Genomic DNA, 26,721 nt, shown 5'->3' with positions numbered 1-26,721 from the left:
CCCATGACTCTCGAGATCCGCCCCGTCAGCGCCGCCGACCATGCCGCCTGGCTGCCACTGTGGCAGGGCTACCTGGACTTCTATCGCAGCGAGCTGCCCGCCGCCACCAGTGCCGTCACCTGGCAACGTTTCCTCGACCCGGGCGAACCCATGCACGCCGCCCTGGCCTGGCAGGACGACCGCGCGGTGGGGCTGGTGCACTTCATCTACCACCGTTCCTGCTGGACCGTCGGCGACTACTGTTACCTGCAGGACCTGTACGTCGGCGCAGGCCTGCGCGGCGCCGGCATCGGCCGCCGGCTGATCGAGTACGTTTACCAGGCCGCCCAGACTGCTGGCGCCTCGCGGGTGCATTGGCTGACCCACGAGAGCAACACCGATGCCATGCAGCTGTATGAGCGCATCGCCGAGCGCTCCGGCTTTATCCAGTACCGCAAGCTGTTCTGATCAGGAGTCGCCCCATGCCCAACGAAATACAGCTCGACTGGCAACCCGTGCCCAGCCCACCCCGCGCGCCGCTGACCGGCCGCTACGTACACCTGCAGCCGCTGGACCTCGCCGCCCACGGCGACGACCTGTGGCTGGCGTTACAAGGTCCGGACGCCGATCCACTATTGTGGGACTACCTGCCCTATGGCCCGTTTGCCGAGCGCGCGGCCTTCGACACCTGGCTGGCGGCCAATGCGGCCAGCGCCGACCCGCTGTTCTTCGCCGTGATCGAGCTGGCCAGCCAGCGCGCCGTCGGCCTGCTCAGCTTCCTGCGCATCGCGCCCCGGGACGGCTGCATCGAGATCGGCCACATCGCCTTCGGCCGCGCCATGCAGCGCAGCCCGGCCTCGACCGAGGCGGTTTACCTGCTGGCCGAGCTGGCCATGGGCACGCTCGGCTACCGCCGCCTGGAGTGGAAATGCAACGCGCTCAACGCCCGCTCCATGCGCGCCGCCGAGCGCCTGGGCTTCGTCTACGAAGGCACCTTCCGCCAGCACATGGTAATCAAGGGCCGCAACCGCGACAGCGCCTGGTTCTCCATCCTCGACCGTGAATGGCCACGCTGCCAGGCCGCGTTCCAGCGCTGGCTGGCCAGTGCCAACTTCGACGAGCAGGGCCGGCAGAAACATTCGCTGGAGCAGTTGCGCGCGAGTAGCCAGCGCGGCTGAGGCGCCTTACTCGATCTCGAACAGGCCGTGGCGGATCTGCGCGCCGGCCAGGCGCTGGCGGATGTCGGCGTCGATCCGCGGGTCGTCCGGGCTGTAGAGCATCACCTGGCGGTAGGCGTTGACCCGGTTGATCTCGCTGCCGAGGAATTCCCAGACCACCCGGGTGCAGGCCGGGGTGCGCAGGTCGCCGCTGGAGACCCCGGTCTTCAGGCCATTGAGGCGGCTGATGCGGCTCTTGAAACTGGGAATCAGGATGGTCTGGCTCATCTCGTTGCCGGTCAGCGACTCGTAGTCGATGAGGAACAGCCGATCCTGCAGGTAGAAGGCTGCCCCCAGGTAGCGGCAACGCACCCAGTCCTCGGCCCTGCCGCTATCGGCGCGCGACGGCTCCTGGCGCTCCTGGCGCTCGAACAGGAAGCTGCCGCGTTCCTCGCGCAGCTGCACCAGCGACAGCAGGATCTGCCCGGGTACCGACATGCAGTTGGCGTATTCGAAGTAGTAGCCGCAATAGCGCGACAGGCTGCCGGCGTGCTCACGCAGCGGCTGGAAGAAGTCCAGCAACGGGTCGCCGGCCAGCCGCGGAGCCTGACCGGCACTGCGCGCGCCAACCAGGTCGGCGAACTGCTCGCCCGGCAGGCTCAGCTCGTAGGCCTCGACGCCGAAGAAATCACAGATGCGCTTGAGGTTGTAGGCGGTCGGCCGGCTCTGCCCGCTGAGGTACTTGTTGAACTGGGCGCGGTTGATTGCCAGCTTGCGGCACACCTCGGCAATCGAGCGGTAGTGACTGCACAGCAGCTTGAGATTGATTCCCAGATAATCCGACATGCTGCAGTTCCTCTTGGCGCTAGCGACGCGATTGTAGCATCAACTCGCATCAGATCGCCGCGACCCGCGAAATTGCATGGCAGGCCGCGCTGCCCAACCATGCGTGCCTAGCATTTTTCCCTGACAAAACAACAAGAGAGACCTCCCCATCATGCTCGATATTCTCAACGACCTGATCTGGAGCAAGCTGCTGATCGTTATGCTGATCGGCCTTGGTCTGTACTTCACCGTGGCCTCGCGCTTCGTCCAGTTCCGCTATTTCGGCAGCATGTTCCGCATCTTCTCCGAGGCCTTCCAGCACCAGCCGGGCCAGCTCAGCTCGTTCCAGGCGCTGATGCTCAGCGTCGCCGGCCGCGTTGGCGCCGGTAACATCGCCGGGGTCTCGGTGGCGATCATGCTCGGCGGCCCGGGCGCGATCTTCTGGATGTGGATGGTCGCCCTGGTCGGTATGGCCACCAGCTACTTCGAATGCTCCCTGGCCCAGCTGTACAAGCGCCGCGAGCCCGATGGCGGCTACCGCGGCGGCCCGGCGTTCTACATCGAGCACGGCCTCGGCCAGCGCTGGCTGGGCATCGTCGTCTCGCTGCTGTTGCTGGTGACCTTCGGCTTCGGCTTCAACGCCGTGCAGTCCTACACCGTGGCCAGCTCGCTGCACGACACCTTCGGCCTGCCCACCTACCTCAGCGGCATCGCCCTGGTGGTGGTGATCGGCCTGATCATCTTCGGCGGCATCAAGCGCATCGCCAAGATCGCCGACGTGCTGGTGCCAACCATGGCCTTCGCCTACATCGCCATGGCGCTGTTCGTCATCGGCAGCAACGTTGACGCGGTGCCGGCCACCCTGAGCCTGATCTTCAACAGCGCCTTCGGCCTCGAGCCGGCCTTCGCCGGCGGCATCGGCGCGGCGATCCTCATGGGCGTCAAGCGCGGCCTGTTCTCCAACGAGGCCGGTCTCGGCAGTGCGCCCAACGTCGCCGCCGTGGCCGAGGTCAAGCACCCGGTCGCCCAGGGCATCGTGCAGTCGCTCAGCGTGTTCATCGACACCATCATCCTGTGCAGCTGCACCGCCCTGATCATCCTGCTCTCCGGCGTCTACCAGCCGGGCATGGAAGTGTCCGGGGTGATCCTGACCCAGACCGCCATGGCCAGCGTGGTCGGCGAGTGGGGCCGGGTATTCGTCAGCGTCGCCCTGCTGCTGTTCGTCTTCACCACCCTGATCTACAACTACTACCTCGGCGAGAACGCCCTGAGCTTCTTCACCAGCAAGCGCTGGCCGGTACAGGTCTACCGCGTGCTGGTGGTCGGCCTGGTACTCTGGGGCTCGGTGCAGGACCTGGGCACGGTATTCGCCTTCGCCGACGTGACCATGGGCCTGCTGGCCATCGCCAACCTGGTGGCCCTGGCCCTGCTGTTCAAGGTCGGCCTACGGCTGATGCGCGACTACGACAGCCAGATCAAGGCCGGCGTCGAGTCGCCGGTACTCGATCCCAAGCAGTTCGCCGACCTGGATCTCGATCCAGACGTCTGGCCGGCCCGCCCGACTAGCCAGCCAGAAGTCGATCTCGGCAAGATCGGCGACAGCGTGTACCAACGCTGAGCAGCTAACGATGTGATACACAGGGGGCTATGGCCCCCTGTTTTTTTATATGCGAGGCTGTGAAAAAACTCCCGCCTACTGCGGCAGCCTCCAAACGCTCGCTGCTGGCGTTGCGCTACGTGAAAAGCGGGGGTCATTTAGCTCACTAACCCCCCCCCCACTTTTCACGTAGCGCGCCTTGCCGCGAACGCCTGGAGACAGCCTCGCGACGGCGCTCGATATTTTCACAACCTCTGAGGAGAGCCGTCATGGCTATAACAAGACTCCTGGTGCTCTACACCGGCGGTACCATCGGCATGCAGATGAGCGCAGACGGCCTGGCGCCGGCGTCCGGCTTCGAGGCGCGGCTGCGCGCCCAACAGGCCCTGGAACACGACCGCCAGCTGCCGGAGTGGATCTTCCGCGAATTGCTGCCGCCGATCGACAGCGCCAACATGAGCCAGGTCAACTGGCTGGCGATGGTCGCGGCGATCCGCGCCGGCGTCGAGCAGGACGGCTGCGATGCGGTGCTGCTGCTGCACGGCACCGACACCCTGGCCTACAGCGCCGGCGCCCTGAGTTTCCTGCTGCTCGGCCTGCCGGTTCCGGTGCTGCTGACCGGCTCGATGAAGCCGGCCGGGGTCGACGGCAGCGATGCCTGGGCCAACCTGTTCGGTGCCATGCAGGCGCTGCAGCAAGGCGTCGCCCCCGGCGTGCACCTGTACTTCAATGGCCAGCTGATGCATGGCGCGCGGGTCAGCAAGCTGGCCAGCGCCACCTTCGGCGCCTTCGCCGAGCTGCCGCGCCTGCGCCAGAGCCAACGCGCCGAGAGCATCCCCGCCAGCCTCGATTACCGCCAGCCGCGCCAAGCGGTCAATCTCGCGGTGCTGCCGTGCTTCCCCGGCATCCAGGCGGCGCATGTGCGCGCGCTGCTCGACAGCGGAGTACGCGGCCTGCTGCTGGAGTGCTACGGCAGCGGCACCGGGCCCTCGGATGACGCCGAACTGCTGGCCACACTGAAGAGCGCCCATGAGCGAGGGGTGGTGCTGGCGGCGGTCAGCCAGTGCGCCCATGGTCATGTCGAGTTCGGCGTCTATGCGGCGGGGAGCAAACTGGCCAGCGCGGGGCTGGTCTCGGCCGGCGGCATGACCCGCGAAGCCGCGCTGGGCAAGCTGTTCGCCCTGCTCGGCGCTGGCCTGAGCCAGGCCGAGACGGAACACTGGTTCGCGCTGGATCTGTGCGGCGAGCGTGCCGACTAGCCCGCGTTGCGGGACTTGCAGCGCAGCCCTAACCGTTTCAGGATGACTGATCCAACCTAGAGGAGGTCGCACGATGGCCGTTCGCATTCCCGCCGAGATCCGTCCCGTCAGCGCCGCCGACCATGCCGCCTGGCTGCCCCTGTGGCAGGGCTACCAGCGCTTCTACATGACCGAGATTCCAGCGGCCACCAGCGACGCCACCTGGCAGCGCTTTCTCGATCCGGCCGAACCGATGCATGCCGCCCTCGCCTGGCACGAAGGCCAGGCCATCGGCCTGGTGCACTGGGTCTACCACCGCTCGACCTGGACCCTCGGCGACTACTGCTACCTGCAGGATCTGTTCATCGCCAAGGACGTGCGCAGCAGCGGCGTCGGCCGCCAGCTGATCGAACACGTCTATGACCAGGCCCGTCGGACCGACTGCGCGCGGGTGCACTGGCTGACCCACGACACCAACAGCAAGGCCATGCTGCTGTACGAGCGCGTCGCCGAGCGCTCGGGCTTCGTGCAGTTCCGCAAGCTGCTCTAGGCCTTCACATCCACCCGCGCCCCTGGTGGATGTAAACAGCGACATCCACCCTACGCCTCAGTCGCCGGGCGGCTCAGAACACCGACCAGCCGATGCGCTGGCTGAGCAACTCCAGCGCCGCCATGCCGACCAGGGAGTTGCCCGCGGCGTTCAGTTCCGGTGACCAGACGCAGACACTGAAACGCCCCGGCACCACCGCGACGATGCCGCCGCCGACCCCGCTCTTGCCCGGCAGACCGACCCGGTAGGCGAAGTTACCGGCCTCGTCGTACAAGCCGCTGGTGGCCATGATGGCGTTGACCTGCTTGGTCTGCCGCGAGCTGAGGATCTGCTCGCCACTGTGCAGGCAAAACCCATCGTTGGCCAGGAAGCAGAAGGCGCGGGCCAGGTCGATGCAGTTCATGCGCAAGGCACAGTAACTGAAGTAGTTGCGCAGCACCGTCTCGACATCGTTATGGAAATTGCCGAAGGACTGCATCAGGTAGGCCGCGGCCGCGTTGCGCGCGCGGTGCTGATATTCCGAATCGACGACCCGGTTATCCACCGCTATCTCGGGGTTGCCGGCCAGGCGACGGACGAAATCGCGCATCGACAGCACCGGCGCGGCAAAGCGCGATTGGTTGATGTCGCAGATCACCAGCGCACCGGCATTGATGAAGGGGTTGCGCGGCCGACCGCGCTCGAACTCCAACTGCACCAGCGAGTTGAACGGTTGCCCGGACGGCTCGTGGCCCAAACGCTGCCAAATATCCTCGCCGGAATGGCCGATGGCCTGCACCAGGCTGAATACCTTGGAGATGCTTTGCACGGAAAACGCCGTATGCGCATCGCCGGCACAGAACAGCTCGCCCTCGTTGCTGTACACCGCGATACCCAGCTGGCTGCCCGGCACATCGCCCAGCGCCGGAATGTAATCGGCCACCTTGCCCCGGCCGATCAGCGGCCGGACTTCTTCGAGGATTTCCTTCAACAGCGCTTGCATGCTCAGACTCGCCGTAATGCCCGGGCAAACCCCGGACCATGGCTGGTAGACGCTGGCCATCCGATGCGGATCACACTCACTCAAGCCCTCCCCGGACTGCGCTAACAGGGCGGCACCTGAACCCCAGGACTCCATGTTCCGCCGCAAGGCCCACATGGACAAGCCTTGACGCCATCCGGGACAGGCCGCGCAGGCGGTGCAGCGCTAGCGCGCCGGTGCGAAGCCGGGGCAAGAAGCAGCAGCGATCCACGCGATGGCTCGCGACCGCCCGCCAGCGTGCTGTCGTAGCGAGTTATCCGCCTGCGCCTGCAGCTAGCCTTGCACAGCGCCTCAGAATTTCTCCGGGCGCAGCACCTCCACCTGCGCCAGGTAGCAGACCATGGCGAAATTGGCGTAGTACTGCTCCTGCAGGTGGTCGGCGAGGCGTTCGGCGATGTCCCGGGCGCAGATGATCTCCACGCGGATATTGCCCTCGGTGTCCCAGCCGGCGCTGCGCACGCCACGGCCGCCACGGCCGCGGGCGTCGGAGATGGTCCAGCCCGGCGCACCGAGTGTTTCCAGGTCGGCCAGCAGTTTCTTCTCCAGTGCGGCTTCGCAGATCACGGTGAGCAGGGTGCGGGTATGTGCGTTCATCTCAGAGTCCCCAGGCGATCAGTTGTTCGGCCAGCATCAGGTACAGTGGAATGCCGATCAGGATATTGAAGGGAAAGGTAATCCCCAGTGAGGCGGTCAGCGACAGCGACGGATTGGCGGCGGGCAAGGCCAGGCGCATGGCTGCCGGCACGGCAATATAGGAGGCGCTGGCCGCCAGGGTCGCGAGCACGGCGGTGCCGCCCAGCGACAGGCCCATCAGGCGCGCCAGCAAGGCGCCGATAAGGGCGCCGAGCAACGGCATCAGCAGGGCAAAACCCAGCAGGCGCAAACCGAACTGCTTGAGCGCGCCAAGCTGACCGGAGGCGATCAGGCCCATTTCCAGCAGGAAGAACGCCAGCACCGGCTTGAACATGCTGGTGTACAGCGGCTCCAGCGGCTTGATCGCCTCCTTGCCGGCCACTGCGCCGATGATCAGGCCGCCGAGCAGCAGCATGATGCTCTTGCCGAGGAAGATCTCCCGGCCCAGCTCGCGCCAGTCGGTGTCGCGGGCCAGGCCCTTGGCCAGCAGGATGCCGACCAGGATCGCCGGAATCTCCAGGATCGCCACGAACAACGGCATGTAGCTCTCGAACTCGATGCCACGGGCCAGCATGAACGCCACGACCACGGCGAAGGTACCGGCGCTCACCGAGCCATAATGCGCCGCCACCGCCGCCGCATTGACCCGGTCGAAATTCAGCGCGCGCAGTACAGCAAAGGCCAGCACCGGCAACACCATGCCCAAGCCCAGCACCAGCGCCGCCTGGCCGAGCAACTGCAGACTGGCCTGCTCCGCCAACTCCACGCCGCCGTGCAGGCCGATGGCCAGCAGCAAGACGATGGACAGGGTTTCATAGAGCGCCGGCGGCAGCTTCAGCTCGCTTTTCAGCAGGCCGGCACACAGACCGAAGATAAAAAACAGCACCACCGGGTCCAGCCCCATTACCGCCTCCAACGCCCATGACTGTGCGGCGTCCAGTTAAAAAAAGGGAGCCTTGCGGCCCCCAGAGGGAAACAGTTGCAACGCCGCCAAGCCATCCCGCGATGGCGTTCACTGCGCCGCGATGACTTACTCGATCTCGATTAGCACTTCACCCGGATTGACCCGGTCGCCCTTGGCCACGTGCACCGCCCTGACCGTCCCGGCGATGGGCGCCTGCACCTCGGTCTCCATCTTCATCGCCTCGCTGATCAACACCGCCTGGCCGGCTTTCACCGTGTCGCCCTCCATGACCAGCACATCGACGATATTGCCCGGCATGCTGGTGCTGACGTCGCCCGGCGCTCTGGCCTGCTTGCGCTTGCCACTGGCGCCCGCGCCCGCGACGAAGTCGTTGAGCGGCTCGAACACCACCTCTTCCGGCATACCGTCGATGGACAGGTAGAAGTGGCGCTTGCCCTCACCCTTGACGCCGACGCCGGTGATGTCGACCCGGTAGCTCTCGCCGTGCACGTCGATGACGAACTCGGTCGGCACCCCGGCGCCCCCGGCAGCGGCCACGCCGCCGCCTTCGGGGATCGGCAGCAGCACTTCCGGGACCAGGGTGCCGGCTTCGCGCTCCTCGAGGAACTTGCGGCCGATGTCGGGGAACATGGCATAGGTCAGCACGTCCTCCTCGGACTTGGCCAACAGGTTGATCTCTTCGCGCAGCTTGGCCATTTCCGGCTTGAGCAAATCGGCCGGGCGCACGTCGATCACCTCTTCGCTGCCGATCGCCTGCTTGCGCAGTTGCTCGTTGATCTTGCCCGGGGCCAGGCCGTAGCGGCCCTGCAGGTAGAGCTTCACCTCGTTGGTGATGGTCTTGTAGCGCTCGCCAGCCAGCACGTTGAACACCGCCTGGGTGCCGACGATCTGTGAAGTCGGGGTCACCAGCGGCGGATAACCGAGGTCTTCGCGGACCCGCGGGATCTCCGCGAACACCTCGTTGATGCGGTGCAGCGCGCCCTGCTCCTTGAGCTGGTTGGCCAGGTTGGACATCATCCCGCCCGGCACCTGATTGACCTGCACGCGGGTATCCACCGCGGTGAATTCGCTCTCGAACTGGTGGTACTTCTTGCGCACGGCATAGAAGTACAGGCCGATCTCCTGGATCAGCGCCAGGTCCAGGCCAGTGTCGTATGCGCTGCCCTTGAGCGCGGCGACCATCGACTCGGTACCCGGATGGCTGGTGCCCCAGGCGAAGCTGGAGATGGCGGTGTCGATATGCTCGGCACCCGCCTCGACGGCCTTGAGCTGGCACATCGCGCCCATGCCCGAGGTGTCATGGCTGTGGATGAACACCGGCAGGTCGACCTCGGCCTTCAGCGCCTGGACCAGCTCGAAAGTGGCATAGGGGGTGAGCAGGCCGGCCATGTCCTTGAGCGCCACCGAGTCGACGCCCATGGCCTGCATGGCCTTGGCCTGGGCGACGAAGGCCTCGACCGTGTGCACCGGGCTGGTGGTATAGGCAATGGTGCCCTGGGCATGCTTGCCGGCGGCTTTCACCGCCGCGATGGCGACGCGCAGGTTACGCACATCGTTCATGGCGTCGAAGATGCGGAACACATCGATGCCGTTGGCCGCCGCCTTGGCGACGAAGGCCTTGACCACGTCGTCGCTATAGTGGCGATAGCCGAGCAGGTTCTGCCCACGCAGGAGCATCTGCAGGCGGGTATTGGGCAGTGCCTTGCGCAGTTCGCGCAAACGCGTCCAGGGGTCTTCCTTGAGGAAGCGCACACAGGCGTCGAAGGTCGCGCCGCCCCAGACCTCCAGCGACCAGTAACCCACCTGGTCGAGCTTGTCGCAGATCGGCAGCATGTCGTCCAGACGCATGCGCGTGGCCAGCAGCGACTGGTGAGCGTCACGCAGGATGGTGTCGGTGACGGCGATGCGTTTCGGCTGATCGGTCTTGCTCATCTTGGTTCTCCTGAAGCCCGGATAGGATCCGTGGCTGCAACTGCCGGACTGGGTCCGGGCTACGATTCGTTAGAGCCCGGCGTGGGCGGCGATGGCGGCGGCAATGGCCAGCGCCAGCTCTTCGGGCTTGCGCTTGATCGAGTACTGGGTCAGTTCCGGGTGGCTTTCGACGAAGCTGGTGTTGAACTGGCCGCTACGAAATTCCGGGTTGCGCAGGATCTCCTGGTAATAGGCGGCGGTGGTCTTCACCCCCTGCAGGCGCATGTCGTCGAGGGCGCGCAGGCCGCGGTCCATCGCCTCTTCCCAGGTCAGCGCCCAGACCACCAGCTTCAAACACATCGAATCGTAGTAGGGCGGAATGGTGTAGCCGGTGTAGATCGCCGTGTCGGTGCGCACGCCGGGGCCGCCGGGCGCGTAGTAGCGGGTGATCTTGCCGAAGCTGGGCAGGAAGTTGTTCTTCGGGTCCTCGGCGTTGATGCGGAACTGCAGGGCGAAGCCGCGGTGGATGATGTCTTCCTGCTTGACCGACAGCGGCAGGCCGGAGGCGATGCGGATCTGCTCGCGCACGATATCGATGCCGGTGATCTCTTCGGTGATGGTGTGCTCCACCTGCACCCGGGTGTTCATCTCCATGAAGTACACCTCGCCCTCGGCCAGCAAGAACTCCACGGTACCGGCGTTCTCATAGCCCACCGCCTTGGCTGCGCGCACCGACAGGTCGCCGATATAGGCGCGCTGCTCGGGGGTCAGCTGCGGACTGGGAGCGATCTCGATGAGCTTCTGGTTGCGCCGCTGGATCGAGCAGTCGCGCTCGTACAGGTGCACCACATTGCCGAAGCTGTCGCCGAGAATCTGCGCCTCGATGTGCTTGGGATTGACGATGCACTTTTCCAGAAAGACTTCAGCCGAGCCGAAAGCCTTGGTCGCTTCGGAGATCACCCGGGGGAAGGCCTGCTCCAGTTCTTCGCGCGAGTTGCAACGGCGGATACCGCGGCCGCCGCCACCGGAGGTGGCCTTGAGCATCACCGGGTAACCGATACGCTCGCCTTCGGCCAGGGCCTCGGTAATATCGGCGACGTTGCCCTCGGTACCGGGGGTGACCGGCACCCCGGCCTTGATCATGCTGCGCCGCGCTTCGGTCTTGTCACCCATGCGGCGGATCACCTCGGCGCTTGGGCCGATGAACTTGATCCCGCGTTCGGCGCAGATCTCCGCCAGCTCGGCATTCTCGGAAAGAAAGCCGTAACCGGGATGCAGGGCATCGCAGCCGGTTTCCACCGCCAGATTGACCAGCTTGCGCGGGTTCAGGTAACCGGCCAGGGGGTCGTCACCAATGCTATGGGCCTCGTCGGCACGCTTGACGTGCAGGGCCATGCGGTCGGCGTCGGAGTAGACGGCCACCGAGCGTATGCCCATTTCGGCGCAGGCGCGCACGATACGGACGGCAATCTCGCCGCGGTTGGCAATCAGGATTTTCTTGATCACGCGTGCTTCCTCGACCCAGTGGACAGACAGATAGTCGTTTGTGGCTAGTCGCGACCACCCATGCACCCTACGCCCGCGGGCTGGATAACCGAAATCAATAATAATTTGCTTGGCCATAAGCAATGGCTTATACATTCGAGCCAAAGCTCCGCCGCAAGGCTCAATCCAGCAGCCCGCCGAACGAGGTACCCCGTGCGCAAATCCTTGATGCGCATCACCCTGCGCCAACTTCAGGTGTTCCGCGCGGTGTGCCAGCAGCGCTCCTACAGCCGCGCCGCCGAAGACATGTCACTGACCCAGCCAGCGGTCAGCCTGCAAGTCCGCCAGCTGGAAGAGCTGCTCGGCCAGCCGCTGTTCGACTACGTCGGCAAGAAGCTCTACCTGACCGACGCCGCCGAGGCCCTGCAACGGGCCAGCGCGGATATTTTCGGGCGACTGGAAAGCCTCGACATGCAACTGGGCGACCTGCAAGGTTCCCTGCAGGGCCAGCTGAGCCTGGCCGTCGAGTCCAGCGCCAAATACTTCACACCGCACCTGTTCGCCGCTTTTCGCAGCCAGTACCCGGAAGTCAGCCTGCAGCTGGTGGTGACCAATCACGCCCAGGCCCTCAAGCGCTTGAGCGCCAATCGCGATGACCTGCTGATCATGTCCCAGGTGCCGACGGATCTGGATCTCGAGTTCCTGCCCTTCCTCAACAACCCGATCATCGCGGTGGCACCACCGACGCACGCGCTCTGCCGGCAGGGGCCACTGACCCTGCAAGCGCTCACCGCCTGGCCCTTGCTGGTGCGCGAACGGGGTTCGGGCACCCGACTGGCCGGCGAGGAATATTGCCACCAGAAACGCGCGCACTTCGCCCAGACCCTGGAGACCGGCTCGACCGAGAGCCAGCTCGAAGGGGTGCTTGCCGGCCTCGGCCTGGCGCTGCTGCCCCGCCATGCCGTGCGCCGCGAGCTGGCGTGCGGCGTACTGCGCGAGTTGCCGGTGGCGGAGCTGCCATTGCTGCGCAGCTGGTGCCTGGTCCATCCGCGCGGCAAATACCTGTCGCCGGTGGCCCAGGCGTTTTTCGCCTTCGTGCGCGATCAGCGCAGCCAGATCAACGCCCTGGCTGAACGCTTCGCCGAACCGGCGCCTGAGCGGCTGCCAGGTAGTTAGCGGCGACCAGCTCCGGGAAGTCGAGCAACTGCTGCTGCAACTGGCGACGTTCGGCGTAGCTTTCGATGGCGCGGCGGTATTCCATACGGCGCTGATCGAGCAGCTTGCGCCGGCTTTTCGCATCAGTGCTGACGTGTGACTGCGCTTCATCCAAATAACGAGGCATATCAGGTCTCCCAGGCTGAATAACGGGAGTTACAGAGTCAGCCTGGGAGATGACGCTTTGAGGGCAAGACGATGAAGTTGCGATGAACCCACACAGCTAGACGGGGACGGACTGCTAGTCCTCGTGCAGCTTCACCGACTTGGGCGACAGGCGCAGGCTGCGCAAGCTGCGCTTGACGCTCTTCAGGTGGTTGACCAGGCTCGGCCCGCGGGCCATGGCCACGCCCATGGCCAACACATCGATCACCACCAGGTGGGCAATGCGCGAGGTCAGTGGCGTATAGATCTCGGTGTCTTCCTGCACGTCGATGGCCAGGTTGACCGTAGCCAGGTCGGCCAGCGGGGTCTGACTGGGACACAGGGTGATCAGGGTCGCGCCGCTTTCCCGCACCAGGTTGGCGGTGATCAGCAGGTCTTTAGAGCGGCCGGACTGGGAGATGCAGATGGCCACATCGGTCGGTTTCAGGGTCACCGCACTCATCGCCTGCATGTGCGGGTCGGAGTAGGCCGCCGCCGTCAGCAGCAGGCGGAAAAACTTGTGCTGGGCATCCGCCGCCACCGCCCCCGAGGCGCCGAAACCATAGAACTCCACGCGCTGGGCCTGAGCACAGGCGGCAATGGCACGCTGCAAGGCCTGTGGATCGAGATTCTCGCGCACCTCGATCAGGGTGTGCAGGGTGGTGTCGAAGATCTTCAGGCTGAAGTCGGTGACCGAGTCGTCTTCATGGATCGCGAACTGGCCAAAGCTGGCGCCAGCGGCCAGGCTCTGCGCCAGTTTCAGCTTGAGGTCCTGGAAACCGCTGCAGCCGATGGCTCGACAGAAGCGCACGATGGTTGGCTCGCTGATGCCGACGCTGTGGGCCAGGTCGGCCATGGAACTGTGCATCACCGCGGCCGGGTCGAGCAGTACATGATCGGCCACCTTGAGTTCCGACTTGCGTAACAGATGGCGCGACTGGGCGATGTGCTGCAACAAATTCACGGGCATGGGCTCGGGCTGAAATATGACGAATACGTAGTGCCATCTTCATCCGAGTGACGACTCGGTTATGATCGGGGCACGCCGTGGGTGTAGTGACTTTGTAGTTATACTACATGGTCGACGCCCCCGCACGGCTAAACCGAGTCGGAGTTCCCGCTTTGAGCATTCCCTGCGACATGCTGGTCTTTGGCGGTACGGGCGATCTGGCCCTGCACAAGCTGCTGCCAGCGCTCTACCACCTGCACCGCGTCGGTCGGCTGCATGCCGACATGCGCATCCTCGCCCTGGCGCGCAGCCAGCACAGCCGCGCCGCTTACCAGGCCCTTGCCGAACGCCGCTGTCGCGCCCAGGTGGCGCGCGCCGACTTCGACAACGAGACCTGGCAGGGCTTCGCCGCGCGCCTCGACTACTTCGCCATGGATGCCAGCCAGAGCGCCGACTTCGGCCGCCTGGCCAAACACCTGGGCGCCGCTGACGCGCGCGTGCGGGTCTACTACCTGGCCACCGCTCCCGACCTGTTCGAAGACATCGCCTCGCACCTGCAGGTCGCCGGCCTGGCCGGGCCCCATGCGCGCATCGTGCTGGAAAAACCGATCGGCCACTCGCTGCCGTCGGCGCAGGCGATCAACGCGGCGATCGGCGCGGTATTCGACGAGTCGCGGGTATTTCGCATCGATCACTACCTGGGCAAGGAAACCGTGCAGAACCTGATGGCGCTGCGCTTCGCCAACGCCCTGTTCGAGCCGGTGTGGCGCGCCGGGCACATCGACCACGTGCAGATCAGCGTGTGCGAGACCCTGGGCGTGGAAAATCGCGGCGCCTACTATGACAACGCCGGCGCCATGCGCGACATGATCCAGAACCACCTGCTGCAACTGCTCTGCCTGGTGGCCATGGAAGCACCGGTGCGCTTCGATGCCGAGGCGGTGCGCAACGAGAAGGTCAAGGTGCTCGAGGCGCTGAAACCCATCTCCGGCCTCGACGTGCGCGACAAGACCGTGCGCGGCCAGTACAGCGCCGGCAAGATTGGCGGGCAGGACGTGCCGGCCTACTACTTCGAGAAGAATGTCGACAACGACAGCGATACCGAGACCTTCGTCGCCCTGCAGGTGGAGATCGAGAACTGGCGCTGGGCCGGCGTGCCCTTCTACCTGCGCACCGGCAAGCGCCTGGCGAAGAAAACCTCCGAGATCCTGATTCAGTTCAAGCCGGTGCCACACCAGCTGTTCGGCGACGGCGAGGCCAATCGCCTGCTGATCCGCCTGCAGCCGGAGGAATGCATCAGTCTGCAACTGATGGGCAAGAACCCCGGTAAGGGTATGCAGCTGGCGCCGGTCGAGCTGGACCTCAACCTGGCCAAGGCGTTTCGCCAGACTCGCCGCTGGGACGCCTACGAACGCCTGCTGCTGGACGTGATCGAAGGCGACTCGACGCTGTTCATGCGCCGCGACGAAGTCGAAGCGGCCTGGAGCTGGATCGATCCGATCATCAATGGCTGGCGGCAACACCACCAGAGCCCGCGACCCTATGCGGCCGGCAGCAGCGGGCCGGAACAAGCCAACCTGCTGCTGGAGCTGGCGGGACGCAAGTGGATGGAGTGAGCGGGCGCATGCGGCGCCGCCCCACCGAGGATGTCGCGGGGGAGTCAGACGGGTGGCGCTGTGGCCTTGCCACCCCGCGGGGCGTGGCTTACTTCAGTGAACCCAGGAAGCTGATCAGGTAATCCTGTTCGGCCGGGTCGGTGATGGCGACGTGACGCATGCGGGTGCCCGGCACCAAGGCCTCGTTGTCGCTGATCCACTTGCGCAGGTTGTCTTCACTCCAGGTGATCCCCGAAGCCTGCATGGCTTTCGAGTAGGCAAAGCGGGGCACGGAAGCCGCCGGTCGCCCCACCACACCAAACAGGCTGGGACCGAAGGCGTTCTCGCTGGTGTCCAGCGAGTGACACGCCGTGCAGTGGTGGCTGAACAACTGGCGGCCGGCCGCTTCCATGCCGTCCTCTGCTGCCTGGAGCAACGGGGCCGCAGCCAATGCGGTGCATAACAACGCCAATGATGATGACAGACGCATTTTCATTCTGTAATTCCCTCTCTGATGACTAGGCAATAACAGTATATTTTGTGGGCCTTTTGTGCGGCTCTTGTACAAAAGCCGCAATTGCATGGCACCAAAGTACTTTTCTGCATGCAGCCGGGGACAGGTCTCGGCTCGAACGGGGCGCGGGCGATTAGCGCATGGCGGCGGCCAACGCCGGGACGACAACCCGGGCACTCCGGCCAAGCGGACCGATGGCTTAGCACGGCACCGGTTGATGTGCCCAACCATCAGCTTCGCCAGACCATCGAAGCGCAGGCGCAGACACTGCTGGCCTGGGAAATATTGCGAACTACCGAACTACGCGAAATAGCCTGGCTAATAACACAACTGGCGCCGGCTCAATATAGTCGTGAGCAATTCCCGAACGCAGTCGATATATCCAAACCATAACAAATAATAATTTGACCTCATTCAGCACCGCCCGCTCCCTGTAACCAACCCGCACTTTCGGCGTGCCCCTTGCCATCATTGGCCAAGCAATCTACGAAAGATCATGGAGATTCAGGAGCCCCATATCAGCCCGCATATTTCAGCGAATATCCGCCGGATATCTGACAACATCACGCCGGCCGCAACAGACAATAGCCAACTCTCGAAAATAGCGTATACCCCTTGCAAACAGAGGCTTTCAGCCATGCCCACGGTTTATCTAACGGGCGCTTTTGCATCGGAAAAATACAACTACTGCAACAGCGCCGCTGGCACCCGGCAGAACCGCCAGCCGCGGCACCGATATACAGCGAGTTTCCTGTCCCTATCGACAAGCTCAACTCGCAAGTTACCGGAACTTCAACTTAGCTCGCTTCACGCCCCTTCTCACGCCGCGATTAAGCCGGCTGTCCGGACTGCGGGTTGAGAAACCCTGCGCAGTATGTATACCCTAATAGGGATTTGCACAACTTCAAGGATTCTGGTTTGAGTGTTGCCCCCGTCACGCTCCGTCGCCCAACCGACGGCGACGGATATCCGCTTCATCAATTGGTAGCCCGCTGCCAACCCCTGGACAGCAATTCGGTGTATTGCAATTTGCTGCAATGTGCCGACTTCGCCGATACCGCCATAGCCGCCGAGAACGCTGACGGCCAACTGGTGGGATTTATCTCCGGTTACCGTCCACCCTCGCGCCCAGACACGCTATTCGTCTGGCAGGTCGCGGTGGATGCCTCGCTTCGCGGCCAGGGTTTGGCCCTGCGCATGCTGCTGGCGCTGACCCAACGGGTCGCCGCCCAGGGCGTAGCTTTTCTGGAAACCACCATTTCGCCGGACAACGGCGCCTCCCAGGCGCTGTTCAAGCGAGCCTTTGCCCGCCTCGGGGTCGACTATGAGACGCGCACCCTGTTCTCCCGCGCCGGGCATTTCGCCGGCCAGCATGAGGACGAAGTGCTCTATCGCGCCGGCCCGTTCAACGCATCCGTCCTGGAAGAAACACACAAGGAAACCGCATGAAACTCTTCGAACTGAATGAATCGTCCGTCAGGAGCTATTGCCGCTCATTCCCCGTGGTATTCGACCAGGCGCGCGGCGCGGAACTGATCACCCGCGACGGCAAGTCCTACATCGACTTCCTCGGCGGTGCTGGCACGCTGAATTACGGGCACAACCACCCGGTGCTCAAGGAGGCGCTGCTCGACTACATCGACAACGATGGCATCACCCACGGCCTGGACATGTACTCCGATGCCAAGGAGCGGTTCCTCGAGACCTTCAGCCGGCTGATCCTCAAGCCGCGTGGCATGCACGACTACGTGATGCAGTTCACCGGGCCGACCGGGACCAACGCGGTGGAAGCGGCGCTGAAGCTGGCGCGCAAGGTCACCGGGCGCAGCAACATCATCAGTTTCACCAACGGCTTCCACGGCTGCAGCATCGGCGCCCTGGCCGCCACCGGTAACCAGCACCATCGCGGCGCCGCCGGCGTGCCGCTAACCGACGTCAGCCGCATGCCCTACGCCAACTATTTCGGCGACAAGGTCAACACCATCGGCATGATGGACAAGCTGCTCGGCGACCCGAGCAGCGGCATCGACAAGCCGGCCGCGGTCATCGTCGAAGTGGTGCAGGGCGAGGGCGGGCTGAATGCCGCCTCCGCCGAATGGGTGCGCAAGCTGGAGAAGCTCTGCCGCAAGCACGGCATGTTGCTGATTGTCGACGACATCCAGGCCGGCTGCGGCCGCACCGGCAGCTTCTTCAGCTTCGAAGAAATGGGCATCAAGCCGGACATGATCACCCTGTCCAAGTCGCTCAGCGGCTTCGGCCTGCCGTTCGCCATGGTGCTGCTGCGCAAGGAGCTGGACCAGTGGAAGCCGGGCGAGCACAACGGCACCTTCCGCGGCAACAACCACGCCTTCGTCACCGCTACCGCCGCCATCGAGCACTTCTGGCGCGACGACCAGTTCGCCAAGAGCGTGCGCGCCAAGGGCAAGCGCATCGCCGACGGGATGAACAAGATCGTCCGCCGCTACGGCCCCTACTCACTGTTCATCAAGGGCCGCGGCATGATGATCGGCATCAGCTGCCCGGATGGCGACAGCGCCGCTGCCATCTGCCGCCATGCCTTCGAGCACGGCCTGGTGATCGAGACCAGCGGCGCCCATAGCGAAGTGGTCAAGTGCCTGTGCCCGCTGATTATCAGCGAAGCGCAGATCGACAAGGCCATGACCATTCTCGATGCGGCCTTCGCCGCCGTGATGTCCGAACAAACCGCCAACCAGGCCTCCCAGGCCTCTTGAGGAGCTGAACATGATCGTACGTACACTGGCCGACTGCGAGCAGTCCAACCGCAAGATCGTCACTGAAACCTGGGACAGCACCCGCATGCTGCTCAAGGACGACAACATGGGCTTCTCCTTTCACATCACCACCATCTACGCCAACACCGAGACCCACATCTGGTACCAGAACCACCTGGAGTCGGTGTATTGCATCAGCGGCGAAGGCGAGATCGAGACCCTTGCCGACGGCAAGATCTACCCGATCGCCCCCGGCACCCTGTACATCCTCGACAAGCACGACGAGCACCTGCTGCGCGGCACCACGGAAATGAAGATGGCCTGCGTGTTCAATCCGCCGCTCAACGGCAAGGAAGTGCATGACGAAAGCGGGGTCTACCCGCTGGAGGCCGAAACCGTCGCCTGATCAGACTTGGAGGAGTCACCCGTGCAAACCGATCTCTACCCCTCGCGCCAGCACCTGCAACCGAGCTGGCAAGAGCGCCTGGACCCGGTGGTCTACCGTAACGACCTGGAAAATGCGCCCATCAGCGCCCAGCAGCTCGAGCGCTACCAGCGCGACGGCTACCTGGTGCTGCACGACGTGTTCAGCGCCGACGAGGTGGCGGTGCTGCGCCAGGAGCTCGACCGCGTGCGCTGCGACCCGGCGCTGGCGGATTCCGGCAAGACCATCAGCGAACCGGAAAGCGGTGCGGTGCGCTCGGTGTTCGCCATCCACAAGGACAATCCGTTGTTCGCCCGGGTGGCCCGCGACGAACGCATCGCCGGCATCGCCCGCTTCATTCTCGGCGGCGAACTGTACGTGCACCAGTCGCGGATGAACTTCAAGCCTGGCTTCACCGGCAAGGAGTTCTACTGGCATTCGGACTTCGAGACCTGGCACGTCGAGGACGGCATGCCGCGCATGCGCGCGCTGAGCTGCTCGATCCTGCTCACCGACAACGAGTCGCACAACGGCCCGCTGCTGCTGATCCCCGGCTCGCACAAGCACTACGTGCGCTGTGTCGGCGCCACGCCGGAGAACCACTACGAAGAATCCCTGCGCAAGCAGCAGTTCGGCGTACCGGACGATAACAGCCTGAGCGAGATGGCCAGCCGCTACGGCATCGACACCGCCCTCGGCCCGGCCGGCAGCGTGGTGTTCTTCGACAGCAACATCCTCCACGGCTCCAACAGCAACATCTCCCCCAGCGCACGCAGCAACCTGTTCTACGTCTACAACCAGGTGGACAACGCGCTGCAGGCGCCCTTCTGCGCCCAAGCGCCACGCCCGGCCTTCGTCGCCGAGCGCGAGGACTTCACGGCACTGGATATCCAGCCGCAAGAGTACCTCTGACACACAGACAGGCCCGCAACAGCGGGCCTGAGCTATTTCTGGGTGGGCGCTTGGCGGCCACCCGCCGAAATCATCACGACCGGACACTCATGCATACCGTAGAAAAAATCGGCGGCACCTCCATGAGCCGCTTCGAGGAAGTGCTCGACAACATCCTTATCGGCCCACGACAGGACGATCAGCTGTATCAGCGGGTCTTCGTCGTCTCGGCTTACAGCGGCATGACCAACCTGTTGCTGGAGCACAAGAAGACCGGCGAACCCGGCGTCTACCAGCGCTTCGCCGACGCGCGTAGCGAAGAAGCCTGGCGCGATTCGCTGGCAGTGGTGCGCCAGCAGATGCTGGCGAAGAATGCCGCGCTGTTCGCCGGCGAATTCGAGCGCCAGGCGGCCAACCAGTTCATCGGCTCGCGCATCGACGATGCCGGCGAATGCATGCACAGCCTGCAGCGGCTGTGCGCCTACGGCCACTTCCAGCTGAGCGAGCACCTGATGAAGGTGCGCGAGATGCTCGCCTCGCTGGGCGAGGCACACAGCGCCTTCAATACCGTGCTGGCGCTCAAGCAGCGCGGGGTCAACGCCAAGCTGGTCGACCTCACCGGCTGGCACCTGGAGGCGCCACTGGCCTTCGAGGCGATGATCGGCAGTTGCTTCGCCGAGGTCGACCTGAGTCGCGAACTGGTCGTCGCCACCGGCTACACCCACTGCAGCGAAGGGTTGATGAACACCTTCGACCGCGGCTACAGCGAGATCACCTTCGCCCAGATCGCCGCCGCCACCGGCGCCCGCGAAGCGATCATCCACAAGGAATTCCACCTCAGCAGCGCCGACCCCAAGCTGGTTGGCGAAGGCCGAGTGGTGACCATCGGCCGCACCAACTACGACGTCGCCGACCAGCTGTCCAATCTGGGCATGGAAGCGATCCATCCGCGTGCGGCCAAGACCCTGCGCAGCGCCGGCATCGAACTACGCATCAAGAATGCCTTCGAGCCCGAACATACCGGCACCCTGATCAGCCAGAGCTACCGCAGCGAGCGGCCCTGCGTGGAGATCATCGCCGGGCGCAAGGACGTGTTCGGCCTGGAAGTGTTCGACCAGGACATGCTCGGCGATGTCGGCTACGACATGGAGATCTCCAAGCTGCTCAAGCAGCTCAAGCTGTACGTGGTCAACAAGGACTCCGACGCCAACAGCATCACCTATTACGCCTCGGGCTCGCGCAAGCTGATCAACCGCGCCGCGCGACTGATCGAGGAACGCTACCCGGCCGCCGAGGTGACCGTGCACAACGTCGCCATCGTCTCGGCGGTCGGCTCGGACCTGAAGGTCAAGGGCATCCTCGCCAGGACAGTGGCGGCGCTGGCAGAAGCGGGCATCAGCATCCAGGCCGTGCACCAATCGATCCGCCAGGTGGGGATGCAGTGCGTGGTCAACGAGGAGGACTACGCGGCCGCGGTGGCCACGCTGCACCGGGCGCTGATCGAGCCGGAGAACCATGGCGATGTGATCGTCGCGGCCTGACCCAGGCGCACCCCGTTGCGCCCCCGCGTCAGTGAGATCACCGCGGGCGGGCAGGAACACGCCCCTTGCCAGGGACGCACCGCGACATCAGCTCAGCAGGCGTCGGCCTGGTCGCGCAGCAACTGGGCAAACTGCTCGGCCGGCACCGGTTTGCTGATCAGGTAGCCCTGGATTTCGTCGCACTGCTGGGCCTTGAGGAAATCCATCTGCGCCTGGGTTTCCACGCCTTCGGCGACCACCTTCAACTCCAGGCTATGGGCCATGACGATGATCGCGCGGGTAATCGCCGCATCCTCGCCGCCGAGCGCCAGGTCGCGGATGAAGGTCTGGTCGATCTTCACGTAGTCCACCGGGAAACGCTTGAGGTAGCTGAGCGAGGAGTAGCCGGTGCCGAAGTCGTCGATCGCCAGCTTCACCCCCAGGTCGCGCAGCTGCTGGAAGGTGCTGATGACGCTCTCGACATTGTCGAGCAACTGGCTCTCGGTCAATTCGAGTTCGAGGAACTGCGGCGCCAGGCCGGTTTCGTCGAGCACCTGGCGCACCAGGCTGGTCAGCTTGCCCTGGCGCAGCTGGTGCACCGACAGGTTCACCGACACGCGGATCTGCGCCAGGCCCTGCAGCTGCCAGTCCCGCGCCTGCTGACAGGCGCGGCGCAGGACGAATTCGCCGATCGGCGCGATCAGCCCGGTCTCCTCGGCCAAGCCGATGAAATCCCCCGGCGGCACCAGGCCGCGCTCCGGATGGCGCCAGCGCACCAGCGCCTCGGCGGCATTCAGGCTGTCATCGGCCAGGCACAGCTTGGGCTGATAGAACACCTCCAGCTGCTGCTCGTCGATCGCCTTGCGCAACTGGGTTTCCAGCTGCAGGCGCTCCAGGGTGCAGGCCTGCAGGTTGTCGGTGAAGAACTGGAAGGTATTACCGCCCAGGTGCTTGGCGTGCTGCATGGCCATGTCGGCCTGGCTGACCAGGGTGGCGATCTCGCGCGCGTTGTCCGGCAACAGGCTGATGCCCAGGGAAGCGCTGACCACCAGCTCCTGGCCGCCGACGGTCATCGGCAGGCGCAACTTGGCCAGCAGGCGGCTGGCCATCCGCGCCAGGGTCGAGAGGCTGCCGTAGGAATCGAGCAGCACGGCAAATTCGTCGCCGGACAAGCGCGCAATGGTGTCGGCCTCGGGCATGGCCTGACTCAGGCGCCGGCTCATCTGCCGCAGCAATTGGTCGGCCACTTCATGGCCGAGGCTGTCGTTGAGCCACTTGAACCGGTCCAGGTCGACGTGCAGCAAAGCCAGGCCGCGCCCACTCTGCCGCGAACGCTGACTGGCCTCGTGCAGGCGCGCCTTGAACAGACTGCGATTGGCCAGGCCGGTGAGTTCGTCGTAGTGCGACAGATAGCGCAGACGCTCCTCGGCCTCGCGCCGTGACGACAGGTCGGCGAAGAAGCCGACGATATGACTGACCAGCCCCCGCGCATCGCGCACCACCTTGAGTTGCAGCAATTGCGGGTAGAGTTCGCCGTTCTTGCGCGTCTCGATCAATTCGCCCTGCCAGTGGTCGCCGCGCTCCAGCTCCAGACGGATCAGCTGGTACTGGTGACGGGTGTCGCGGCTGCTGATCAGGCTGGCGACGCTCTTGCCGAGCACGTCTGCCTGGCGATAGCCGGTGACCTGGCTGAATGCCTCGTTGACCGCCAGCAGGCGGTAGTCCGGATCGAGAATGACGATGCCTTCGCTGGCCGCCTCGAACACCGTGGCGGCCAGGCGCTGCTGCTCTTCCTGCTGCTTGCGCGCGGTGATGGTGCGCCGCGTACCGAGCATGCGCAGCACCCGGCCCCGGGCATCGCGCTCCACCGCTCGGCCGCGATCCTCGACCCAGACCCAGCGGCCATCGGCATGCTTGACCCGGTATTCGATCTGATATCCGTCGCTGCGACCCTTCATGTGCTCGACCAGGGTCCGGCGCAGCAACGGCAGATCGTCCGGGTGCAGGCGTGGCTTGAGGTCGCGCAACATCGCCTGCACCGTCTCGGGTTCGAGACCGAAGATTTCCTTGAGCTGCGAGTGGTGCACTTCATCGCTCTGCAGATTCCAGTCCCACAGCCCCAGCTCGCTGGCCTCCAGGGCCAGGGCCAGGCGCGCCTCGCTCTTGCTCAGGGCGTGGGTGGCGTCATCCAGCTCCAGGGTGCGTTCGGCCACGCGCATTTCCAGTTCATCATGGGCCGTGCGCAACTTGCCTTCGGCCCGGCGGCGCTGCTCGACCTCGCGGGCCAACTCATCATTGAGCGCCTCGGCCTGCTGCCGGGCGTGTTCCAGGCGGGCGATCAGCCCCTGATTCTGGAAGCGCTGCACCAGGCTGCGCTGCAGCAGGCGGTTGACCTGCCAGGCCACCACCAGCAGGGTCGCCAGCAGGATGCCGCCAAGCATGCCCCAGCCGCGCTGCAGGCTGTGTTCGCTGAGCAGCAGATAGGCCACCGACGGCAGCAGGCAGGGCAAGGCGAAGGTCAGGAACGCCGACAGGCTGACGGCATAGGCCACGCTGGCGGACAGGATCGCCGCGCCGATCAGGCCGTAGACCAGAGCCTGCTGGTAGAACACATCGGCCGGCACCAGGGCGATGGCGGCGAAGGCCAGGGTCAGACCCGAGGCAGCGGCGCCAAACAGGAAGTTGCGCCGCCAATGCGCCTGCACCTGGCCACTCGGCGGGGCGCGATTGAAGGCGCGGACCTGGAGCAGGCGCAGCACGGCCAGCAGCACCAGCCAGATCAGCCAGCCGGAGAGCAGCACACGGCTCTGCGGCGCCCAGAGCAAATAGGCGCAGGCCAGGCCATTGAGCAGCATGAATAGCGTCGGCACCCACGAGCCCTGATACAGCAGGCGGGTACGTTCGATGGCGATCTCCGTGGCGAATTGCTGACGAATCTCGGGTGTACTGTCCAGCGTCAGTTGCACAGCGGCGCTAGGGGACTGGGTCATAGGCTATTTTCTTGTAATGGGTGCCTAGGTCGGCGGAGCATACCCGAGCTAGAGGCTTCGCCCAACAATCATCGGTGCAAAATGATAGGCCCATCAAGCAACCTGGCTCGTCCTGGATGACCTGCAACCGCCACCCGGCAAGGTGACTTACCGGTCGTCCCCGGCCCCCCGTGCAACCATGCACCGCTTAGCCGGTTTGCCCTCGTTGTCGCCGCCGCCTAGAATGCCGCGATGCAAAATGACCCCGAACTCCTGATCGCTTCTCTCAACGACGCCCAGCGCCAGGCCGTAGCGGCCAGCCTCGGCCGTCAACTGGTCCTGGCCGGCGCCGGCTCCGGCAAGACCCGGGTGCTGGTGCACCGTATCGCCTGGCTGATCCAGATCGAAAACGCCTCGCCCCACAGCGTCCTCTCGGTGACCTTCACCAACAAGGCCGCCGCCGAGATGCGGGCGCGCATCGAACAGATGCTCGGCGTCAATCCGGCCGGCATGTGGGTCGGCACCTTCCACGGCCTGGCTCACCGATTGCTGCGCGCGCACTGGCAGGAAGCCGGTCTGGCGGAGAACTTCCAGATCCTCGATTCCGACGATCAGCAGCGCCTGGTCAAGCGGGTGATCCGCGAACTCGGCCTGGACGAGCAGCGCTGGCCGGTCAAGCAGGCGCAATGGTTCATTAACGGACAGAAGGACGAAGGCCTGCGGCCGAAGAATATCCAGCCCGGCGGCGACCTGTTCCTGGCCACCATGCTGAAGATCTACGAAGCCTATGAAGCGGCCTGCGCCCGTGCCGGAGTGATCGACTTCGCCGAACTGCTGCTGCGCGCGCTCGACCTGTGGCGCGACAAGCCGGGCCTGCTCGAGCATTACCAGCGGCGCTTCCGCCATGTTCTGGTGGACGAATTCCAGGACACCAACGCCGTGCAGTACGCCTGGTTGCGTCTGCTGGCCCAGGGCGGCGAGAGCCTGATGGTGGTCGGTGACGACGATCAGTCGATCTACGGCTGGCGCGGGGCCAAGATCGAGAATATCCACCAGTACAGCCGCGACTTCCCGGACGCCGAGATCATCCGCCTGGAGCAGAACTACCGCTCCAGTGCCGGCATCCTCAAGGCCGCCAACGCGCTGATCGCCAACAATCAGGGCCGCCTGGGCAAGGAACTCTGGACCGAAGACGGCGACGGCGAGCCGATCAGCCTGTATTCGGCGTTCAACGAGCACGATGAGGCCCGCTACGTGGTCGAGACGATCGAGGACGCCCTGCGCAAGGACGGCCTCAAGCGCAGTGAAATCGCCATCCTCTACCGCTCCAACGCCCAGTCGCGGGTGCTCGAAGAAGCCCTGTTGCGCGAGAAGATCCCCTACCGCATCTATGGCGGCCAGCGCTTCTTCGAGCGCGCCGAAATCAAGAACGCCATGGCCTATATGCGCCTGCTCGACGGCCGCGGCAACGATGCGGCCCTCGAACGGGTGATCAACGTGCCGGCCCGTGGCATCGGCGAGAAGAGTGTCGAAACGATCCGCGCCTACGCCCGTGAACATGATGTGGCGATGTGGGAAGCCATTCGCCTGATGGTCGCCAACAAGGCCCTGCCGGGCCGCGCCTCGGGCGCCCTGGCCGGCTTTGTCGAGCTGATCGAGAATCTCGCGGCCAAGGTGCTGGAAATGCCGCTGCACCTGATGACCCAGACCGTCATCGAGCAGAGCGGCCTGATCGCCTACCACCAGGCCGAGAAAGGCGAGAAAGCCCAGGCGCGGATCGAGAACCTGGAAGAACTGGTCAGCGCCGCGCGCGCCTTCGACCATGACGGAGACGACGAGTTGAGTCCGCTGCAGGCTTTCCTCGGCCATGCCTCGCTGGAGGCCGGCGATACCCAGGCCGCGGAAAACGAAGACAGCATCCAGCTGATGACCCTGCACAGCGCCAAGGGCCTGGAGTTTCCCCAGGTGTTCCTGGTGGGCATGGAAGAAGGTCTGTTCCCGCACAAGATGAGCCTGGAAGAACCCGGCCGGCTCGAGGAAGAACGCCGCCTGGCCTATGTCGGCATCACCCGCGCGATGCAGAAACTGGTGATCAGTTACGCTGAAGTCCGCCGTTTGTATGGCAATGAAACGCGTAATTCGATCTCGCGCTTCGTCCGCGAGATTCCAGCGCCGCTGATCCAGGAAGTGCGCCTGTCCAATAGCGTCAGCCGGCCCTTCAGCACCAACAGCCGCAACATGAGCGGCAGCAGCATGTTCGCCGGTAGCGCCGTACCGGACACCGCGTTCAGCCTTGGCCAACGGGTGCAGCATGCACTGTTCGGCGAGGGCACCATCCTCAATTTCGAGGGCTCCGGCGCCCAGGCGCGGGTGCAGGTGAATTTCGAGAGCGAAGGCAGCAAATGGCTGATGCTCAGTTACGCCAAGTTGCAGGCGCTTTAACAACA

At 64.7% G+C, this 26,721-nt stretch carries 23 protein-coding genes; 13 read left to right on the top strand and 10 right to left on the bottom strand.

Features of this window, described 5'->3' with window-relative positions:
* Positions 1-3: 3 nt before the first annotated feature.
* On the top strand, positions 4-447 hold the full coding sequence (locus PH586_RS10880; RefSeq protein ID WP_271347782.1) for a GNAT family N-acetyltransferase: 444 nt from the start codon (positions 4-6) through the stop codon (positions 445-447).
* Between the two features lie 14 nt (positions 448-461).
* Positions 462-1,157, top strand: coding sequence for a GNAT family N-acetyltransferase (locus tag PH586_RS10875; RefSeq protein WP_271347781.1), 696 nt, complete (start codon positions 462-464; stop codon positions 1,155-1,157).
* Positions 1,158-1,163: 6 nt separating this feature from the next.
* Here PH586_RS10875 and PH586_RS10870 read toward each other — a convergent pair whose 3' ends face one another.
* The gene (locus PH586_RS10870; protein WP_271347780.1) at positions 1,164-1,982 is read right to left on the bottom strand and encodes a helix-turn-helix domain-containing protein; all 819 of its coding nucleotides are present in this window, start codon (positions 1,980-1,982) and stop codon (positions 1,164-1,166) included.
* Positions 1,983-2,133: 151 nt separating this feature from the next.
* Here PH586_RS10870 and PH586_RS10865 point away from each other — a divergent pair, with 151 nt between their 5' ends.
* The 3 genes from PH586_RS10865 to PH586_RS10855 all read left to right on the top strand — a co-directional run bounded on the left by PH586_RS10865 (position 2,134) and on the right by PH586_RS10855 (position 5,346).
* Positions 2,134-3,579: an alanine/glycine:cation symporter family protein gene (locus tag PH586_RS10865; RefSeq protein WP_271347779.1), complete on the top strand. Its 1,446-nt coding sequence runs from the start codon at positions 2,134-2,136 to the stop codon at positions 3,577-3,579.
* Positions 3,580-3,827: 248 nt separating this feature from the next.
* A complete protein-coding gene (locus PH586_RS10860) occupies positions 3,828-4,817 on the top strand; it encodes an asparaginase (RefSeq protein ID WP_271347778.1) in 990 nt (329 codons plus the stop codon).
* Between the two features lie 73 nt (positions 4,818-4,890).
* Complete coding sequence (locus tag PH586_RS10855) at positions 4,891-5,346, top strand: GNAT family N-acetyltransferase (protein WP_271347777.1); 456 nt, start codon at positions 4,891-4,893, stop codon at positions 5,344-5,346.
* 73 nt (positions 5,347-5,419) lie between these two features.
* Here PH586_RS10855 and glsB read toward each other — a convergent pair whose 3' ends face one another.
* From glsB to PH586_RS10830, 5 genes are all read right to left on the bottom strand, one after another.
* A complete protein-coding gene (gene glsB, locus PH586_RS10850; protein ID WP_271347776.1) occupies positions 5,420-6,328 on the bottom strand; it encodes a glutaminase B in 909 nt (302 codons plus the stop codon).
* 330 nt (positions 6,329-6,658) lie between these two features.
* A complete protein-coding gene (locus tag PH586_RS10845; RefSeq protein WP_271347775.1) occupies positions 6,659-6,961 on the bottom strand; it encodes a P-II family nitrogen regulator in 303 nt (100 codons plus the stop codon).
* A gap of 1 nt (position 6,962) precedes the next feature.
* On the bottom strand, positions 6,963-7,904 hold the full coding sequence (locus PH586_RS10840; RefSeq protein ID WP_271347774.1) for a sodium-dependent bicarbonate transport family permease: 942 nt from the start codon (positions 7,902-7,904) through the stop codon (positions 6,963-6,965).
* 126 nt (positions 7,905-8,030) lie between these two features.
* Entirely contained in the window at positions 8,031-9,857 is a 1,827-nt protein-coding gene (gene oadA, locus PH586_RS10835; protein ID WP_271347773.1) for a sodium-extruding oxaloacetate decarboxylase subunit alpha, read from the bottom strand.
* Between the two features lie 69 nt (positions 9,858-9,926).
* Positions 9,927-11,342, bottom strand: a complete 1,416-nt coding sequence (locus PH586_RS10830) for an acetyl-CoA carboxylase biotin carboxylase subunit (RefSeq protein ID WP_271347772.1) — start codon at positions 11,340-11,342, stop codon at positions 9,927-9,929.
* A 192-nt stretch (positions 11,343-11,534) separates the two neighbouring features.
* Between PH586_RS10830 and PH586_RS10825 the strand changes: the two genes are divergently transcribed.
* Positions 11,535-12,497: a LysR substrate-binding domain-containing protein gene (locus PH586_RS10825; RefSeq protein ID WP_271347771.1), complete on the top strand. Its 963-nt coding sequence runs from the start codon at positions 11,535-11,537 to the stop codon at positions 12,495-12,497.
* Here PH586_RS10825 and PH586_RS10820 read toward each other — a convergent pair.
* On the bottom strand, positions 12,439-12,663 hold the full coding sequence (locus PH586_RS10820; protein ID WP_271347770.1) for a PA3496 family putative envelope integrity protein: 225 nt from the start codon (positions 12,661-12,663) through the stop codon (positions 12,439-12,441). The two genes, PH586_RS10825 and PH586_RS10820, sit on opposite strands and share 59 nt — an antisense overlap.
* A gap of 114 nt (positions 12,664-12,777) precedes the next feature.
* The gene (gene hexR, locus PH586_RS10815; RefSeq protein WP_271347769.1) at positions 12,778-13,644 is read right to left on the bottom strand and encodes a transcriptional regulator HexR; all 867 of its coding nucleotides are present in this window, start codon (positions 13,642-13,644) and stop codon (positions 12,778-12,780) included.
* 113 nt (positions 13,645-13,757) lie between these two features.
* Between hexR and zwf the strand changes: the two genes are divergently transcribed.
* On the top strand, positions 13,758-15,245 hold the full coding sequence (zwf, locus tag PH586_RS10810; protein WP_271347768.1) for a glucose-6-phosphate dehydrogenase: 1,488 nt from the start codon (positions 13,758-13,760) through the stop codon (positions 15,243-15,245).
* A gap of 88 nt (positions 15,246-15,333) precedes the next feature.
* Here zwf and PH586_RS10805 read toward each other — a convergent pair whose 3' ends face one another.
* Positions 15,334-15,720: a c-type cytochrome gene (locus PH586_RS10805; RefSeq protein WP_271347767.1), complete on the bottom strand. Its 387-nt coding sequence runs from the start codon at positions 15,718-15,720 to the stop codon at positions 15,334-15,336.
* Positions 15,721-16,656: 936 nt separating this feature from the next.
* On the opposite strand from PH586_RS10805, the gene ectA reads away from it, so the two are divergent.
* From ectA to PH586_RS10780, 5 genes are all read left to right on the top strand, one after another.
* The gene (ectA, locus tag PH586_RS10800; protein WP_271347766.1) at positions 16,657-17,187 is read left to right on the top strand and encodes a diaminobutyrate acetyltransferase; all 531 of its coding nucleotides are present in this window, start codon (positions 16,657-16,659) and stop codon (positions 17,185-17,187) included.
* Positions 17,184-18,470 (top strand): diaminobutyrate--2-oxoglutarate transaminase, encoded by a 1,287-nt coding sequence (ectB, locus tag PH586_RS10795; protein ID WP_271347765.1) that lies wholly within the window; start codon positions 17,184-17,186, stop codon positions 18,468-18,470. The genes ectA and ectB overlap by 4 nt, the downstream gene beginning before the upstream one ends.
* Before the next feature lie 10 nt (positions 18,471-18,480).
* Positions 18,481-18,876, top strand: coding sequence for an ectoine synthase (locus PH586_RS10790; RefSeq protein ID WP_271347764.1), 396 nt, complete (start codon positions 18,481-18,483; stop codon positions 18,874-18,876).
* 21 nt (positions 18,877-18,897) lie between these two features.
* Positions 18,898-19,806 (top strand): ectoine hydroxylase, encoded by a 909-nt coding sequence (thpD, locus tag PH586_RS10785; protein WP_271347763.1) that lies wholly within the window; start codon positions 18,898-18,900, stop codon positions 19,804-19,806.
* Between the two features lie 89 nt (positions 19,807-19,895).
* Positions 19,896-21,326, top strand: a complete 1,431-nt coding sequence (locus tag PH586_RS10780; RefSeq protein WP_271347762.1) for an aspartate kinase — start codon at positions 19,896-19,898, stop codon at positions 21,324-21,326.
* A 92-nt stretch (positions 21,327-21,418) separates the two neighbouring features.
* Here the strand turns inward: PH586_RS10780 and PH586_RS10775 are convergent, their stop codons facing one another.
* Positions 21,419-24,295 (bottom strand): putative bifunctional diguanylate cyclase/phosphodiesterase, encoded by a 2,877-nt coding sequence (locus PH586_RS10775; protein WP_271347761.1) that lies wholly within the window; start codon positions 24,293-24,295, stop codon positions 21,419-21,421.
* A 231-nt stretch (positions 24,296-24,526) separates the two neighbouring features.
* On the opposite strand from PH586_RS10775, the gene uvrD reads away from it, so the two are divergent.
* Positions 24,527-26,716, top strand: a complete 2,190-nt coding sequence (gene uvrD, locus PH586_RS10770; RefSeq protein WP_271347760.1) for a DNA helicase II — start codon at positions 24,527-24,529, stop codon at positions 26,714-26,716.
* Positions 26,717-26,721: the final 5 nt, after the last annotated feature.

Source organism: Pseudomonas aestuarii (genome assembly GCF_027988105.1).
In the GTDB taxonomy this organism is placed as follows: domain Bacteria; phylum Pseudomonadota; class Gammaproteobacteria; order Pseudomonadales; family Pseudomonadaceae; genus Aquipseudomonas; species Aquipseudomonas aestuarii.
This window is presented reverse-complemented; position numbering and strand designations above follow the sequence as displayed.

What these genes read in the sequence shown, in the direction of transcription:
- oadA (WP_271347773.1), bottom strand. Translation starts at nt 9,857, where the DNA reads ATGAGCAAGACCGATCAGCCGAAACGCATCGCCGTCACCGACACCATC.
- zwf (WP_271347768.1), top strand. Translation starts at nt 13,758, where the DNA reads ATGGTCGACGCCCCCGCACGGCTAAACCGAGTCGGAGTTCCCGCTTTG.
- PH586_RS10880 (WP_271347782.1), top strand. Translation starts at nt 4, where the DNA reads ATGACTCTCGAGATCCGCCCCGTCAGCGCCGCCGACCATGCCGCCTGG.
- PH586_RS10875 (WP_271347781.1), top strand. Translation starts at nt 462, where the DNA reads ATGCCCAACGAAATACAGCTCGACTGGCAACCCGTGCCCAGCCCACCC.
- PH586_RS10790 (WP_271347764.1), top strand. Translation starts at nt 18,481, where the DNA reads ATGATCGTACGTACACTGGCCGACTGCGAGCAGTCCAACCGCAAGATC.
- PH586_RS10780 (WP_271347762.1), top strand. Translation starts at nt 19,896, where the DNA reads ATGCATACCGTAGAAAAAATCGGCGGCACCTCCATGAGCCGCTTCGAG.
- PH586_RS10855 (WP_271347777.1), top strand. Translation starts at nt 4,891, where the DNA reads ATGGCCGTTCGCATTCCCGCCGAGATCCGTCCCGTCAGCGCCGCCGAC.
- PH586_RS10840 (WP_271347774.1), bottom strand. Translation starts at nt 7,904, where the DNA reads ATGGGGCTGGACCCGGTGGTGCTGTTTTTTATCTTCGGTCTGTGTGCC.
- PH586_RS10865 (WP_271347779.1), top strand. Translation starts at nt 2,134, where the DNA reads ATGCTCGATATTCTCAACGACCTGATCTGGAGCAAGCTGCTGATCGTT.
- PH586_RS10845 (WP_271347775.1), bottom strand. Translation starts at nt 6,961, where the DNA reads ATGAACGCACATACCCGCACCCTGCTCACCGTGATCTGCGAAGCCGCA.
- PH586_RS10870 (WP_271347780.1), bottom strand. Translation starts at nt 1,982, where the DNA reads ATGTCGGATTATCTGGGAATCAATCTCAAGCTGCTGTGCAGTCACTAC.
- ectB (WP_271347765.1), top strand. Translation starts at nt 17,184, where the DNA reads ATGAAACTCTTCGAACTGAATGAATCGTCCGTCAGGAGCTATTGCCGC.
- PH586_RS10820 (WP_271347770.1), bottom strand. Translation starts at nt 12,663, where the DNA reads ATGCCTCGTTATTTGGATGAAGCGCAGTCACACGTCAGCACTGATGCG.
- PH586_RS10805 (WP_271347767.1), bottom strand. Translation starts at nt 15,720, where the DNA reads ATGAAAATGCGTCTGTCATCATCATTGGCGTTGTTATGCACCGCATTG.
- glsB (WP_271347776.1), bottom strand. Translation starts at nt 6,328, where the DNA reads ATGCAAGCGCTGTTGAAGGAAATCCTCGAAGAAGTCCGGCCGCTGATC.
- uvrD (WP_271347760.1), top strand. Translation starts at nt 24,527, where the DNA reads ATGCAAAATGACCCCGAACTCCTGATCGCTTCTCTCAACGACGCCCAG.
- PH586_RS10860 (WP_271347778.1), top strand. Translation starts at nt 3,828, where the DNA reads ATGGCTATAACAAGACTCCTGGTGCTCTACACCGGCGGTACCATCGGC.
- PH586_RS10775 (WP_271347761.1), bottom strand. Translation starts at nt 24,295, where the DNA reads ATGACCCAGTCCCCTAGCGCCGCTGTGCAACTGACGCTGGACAGTACA.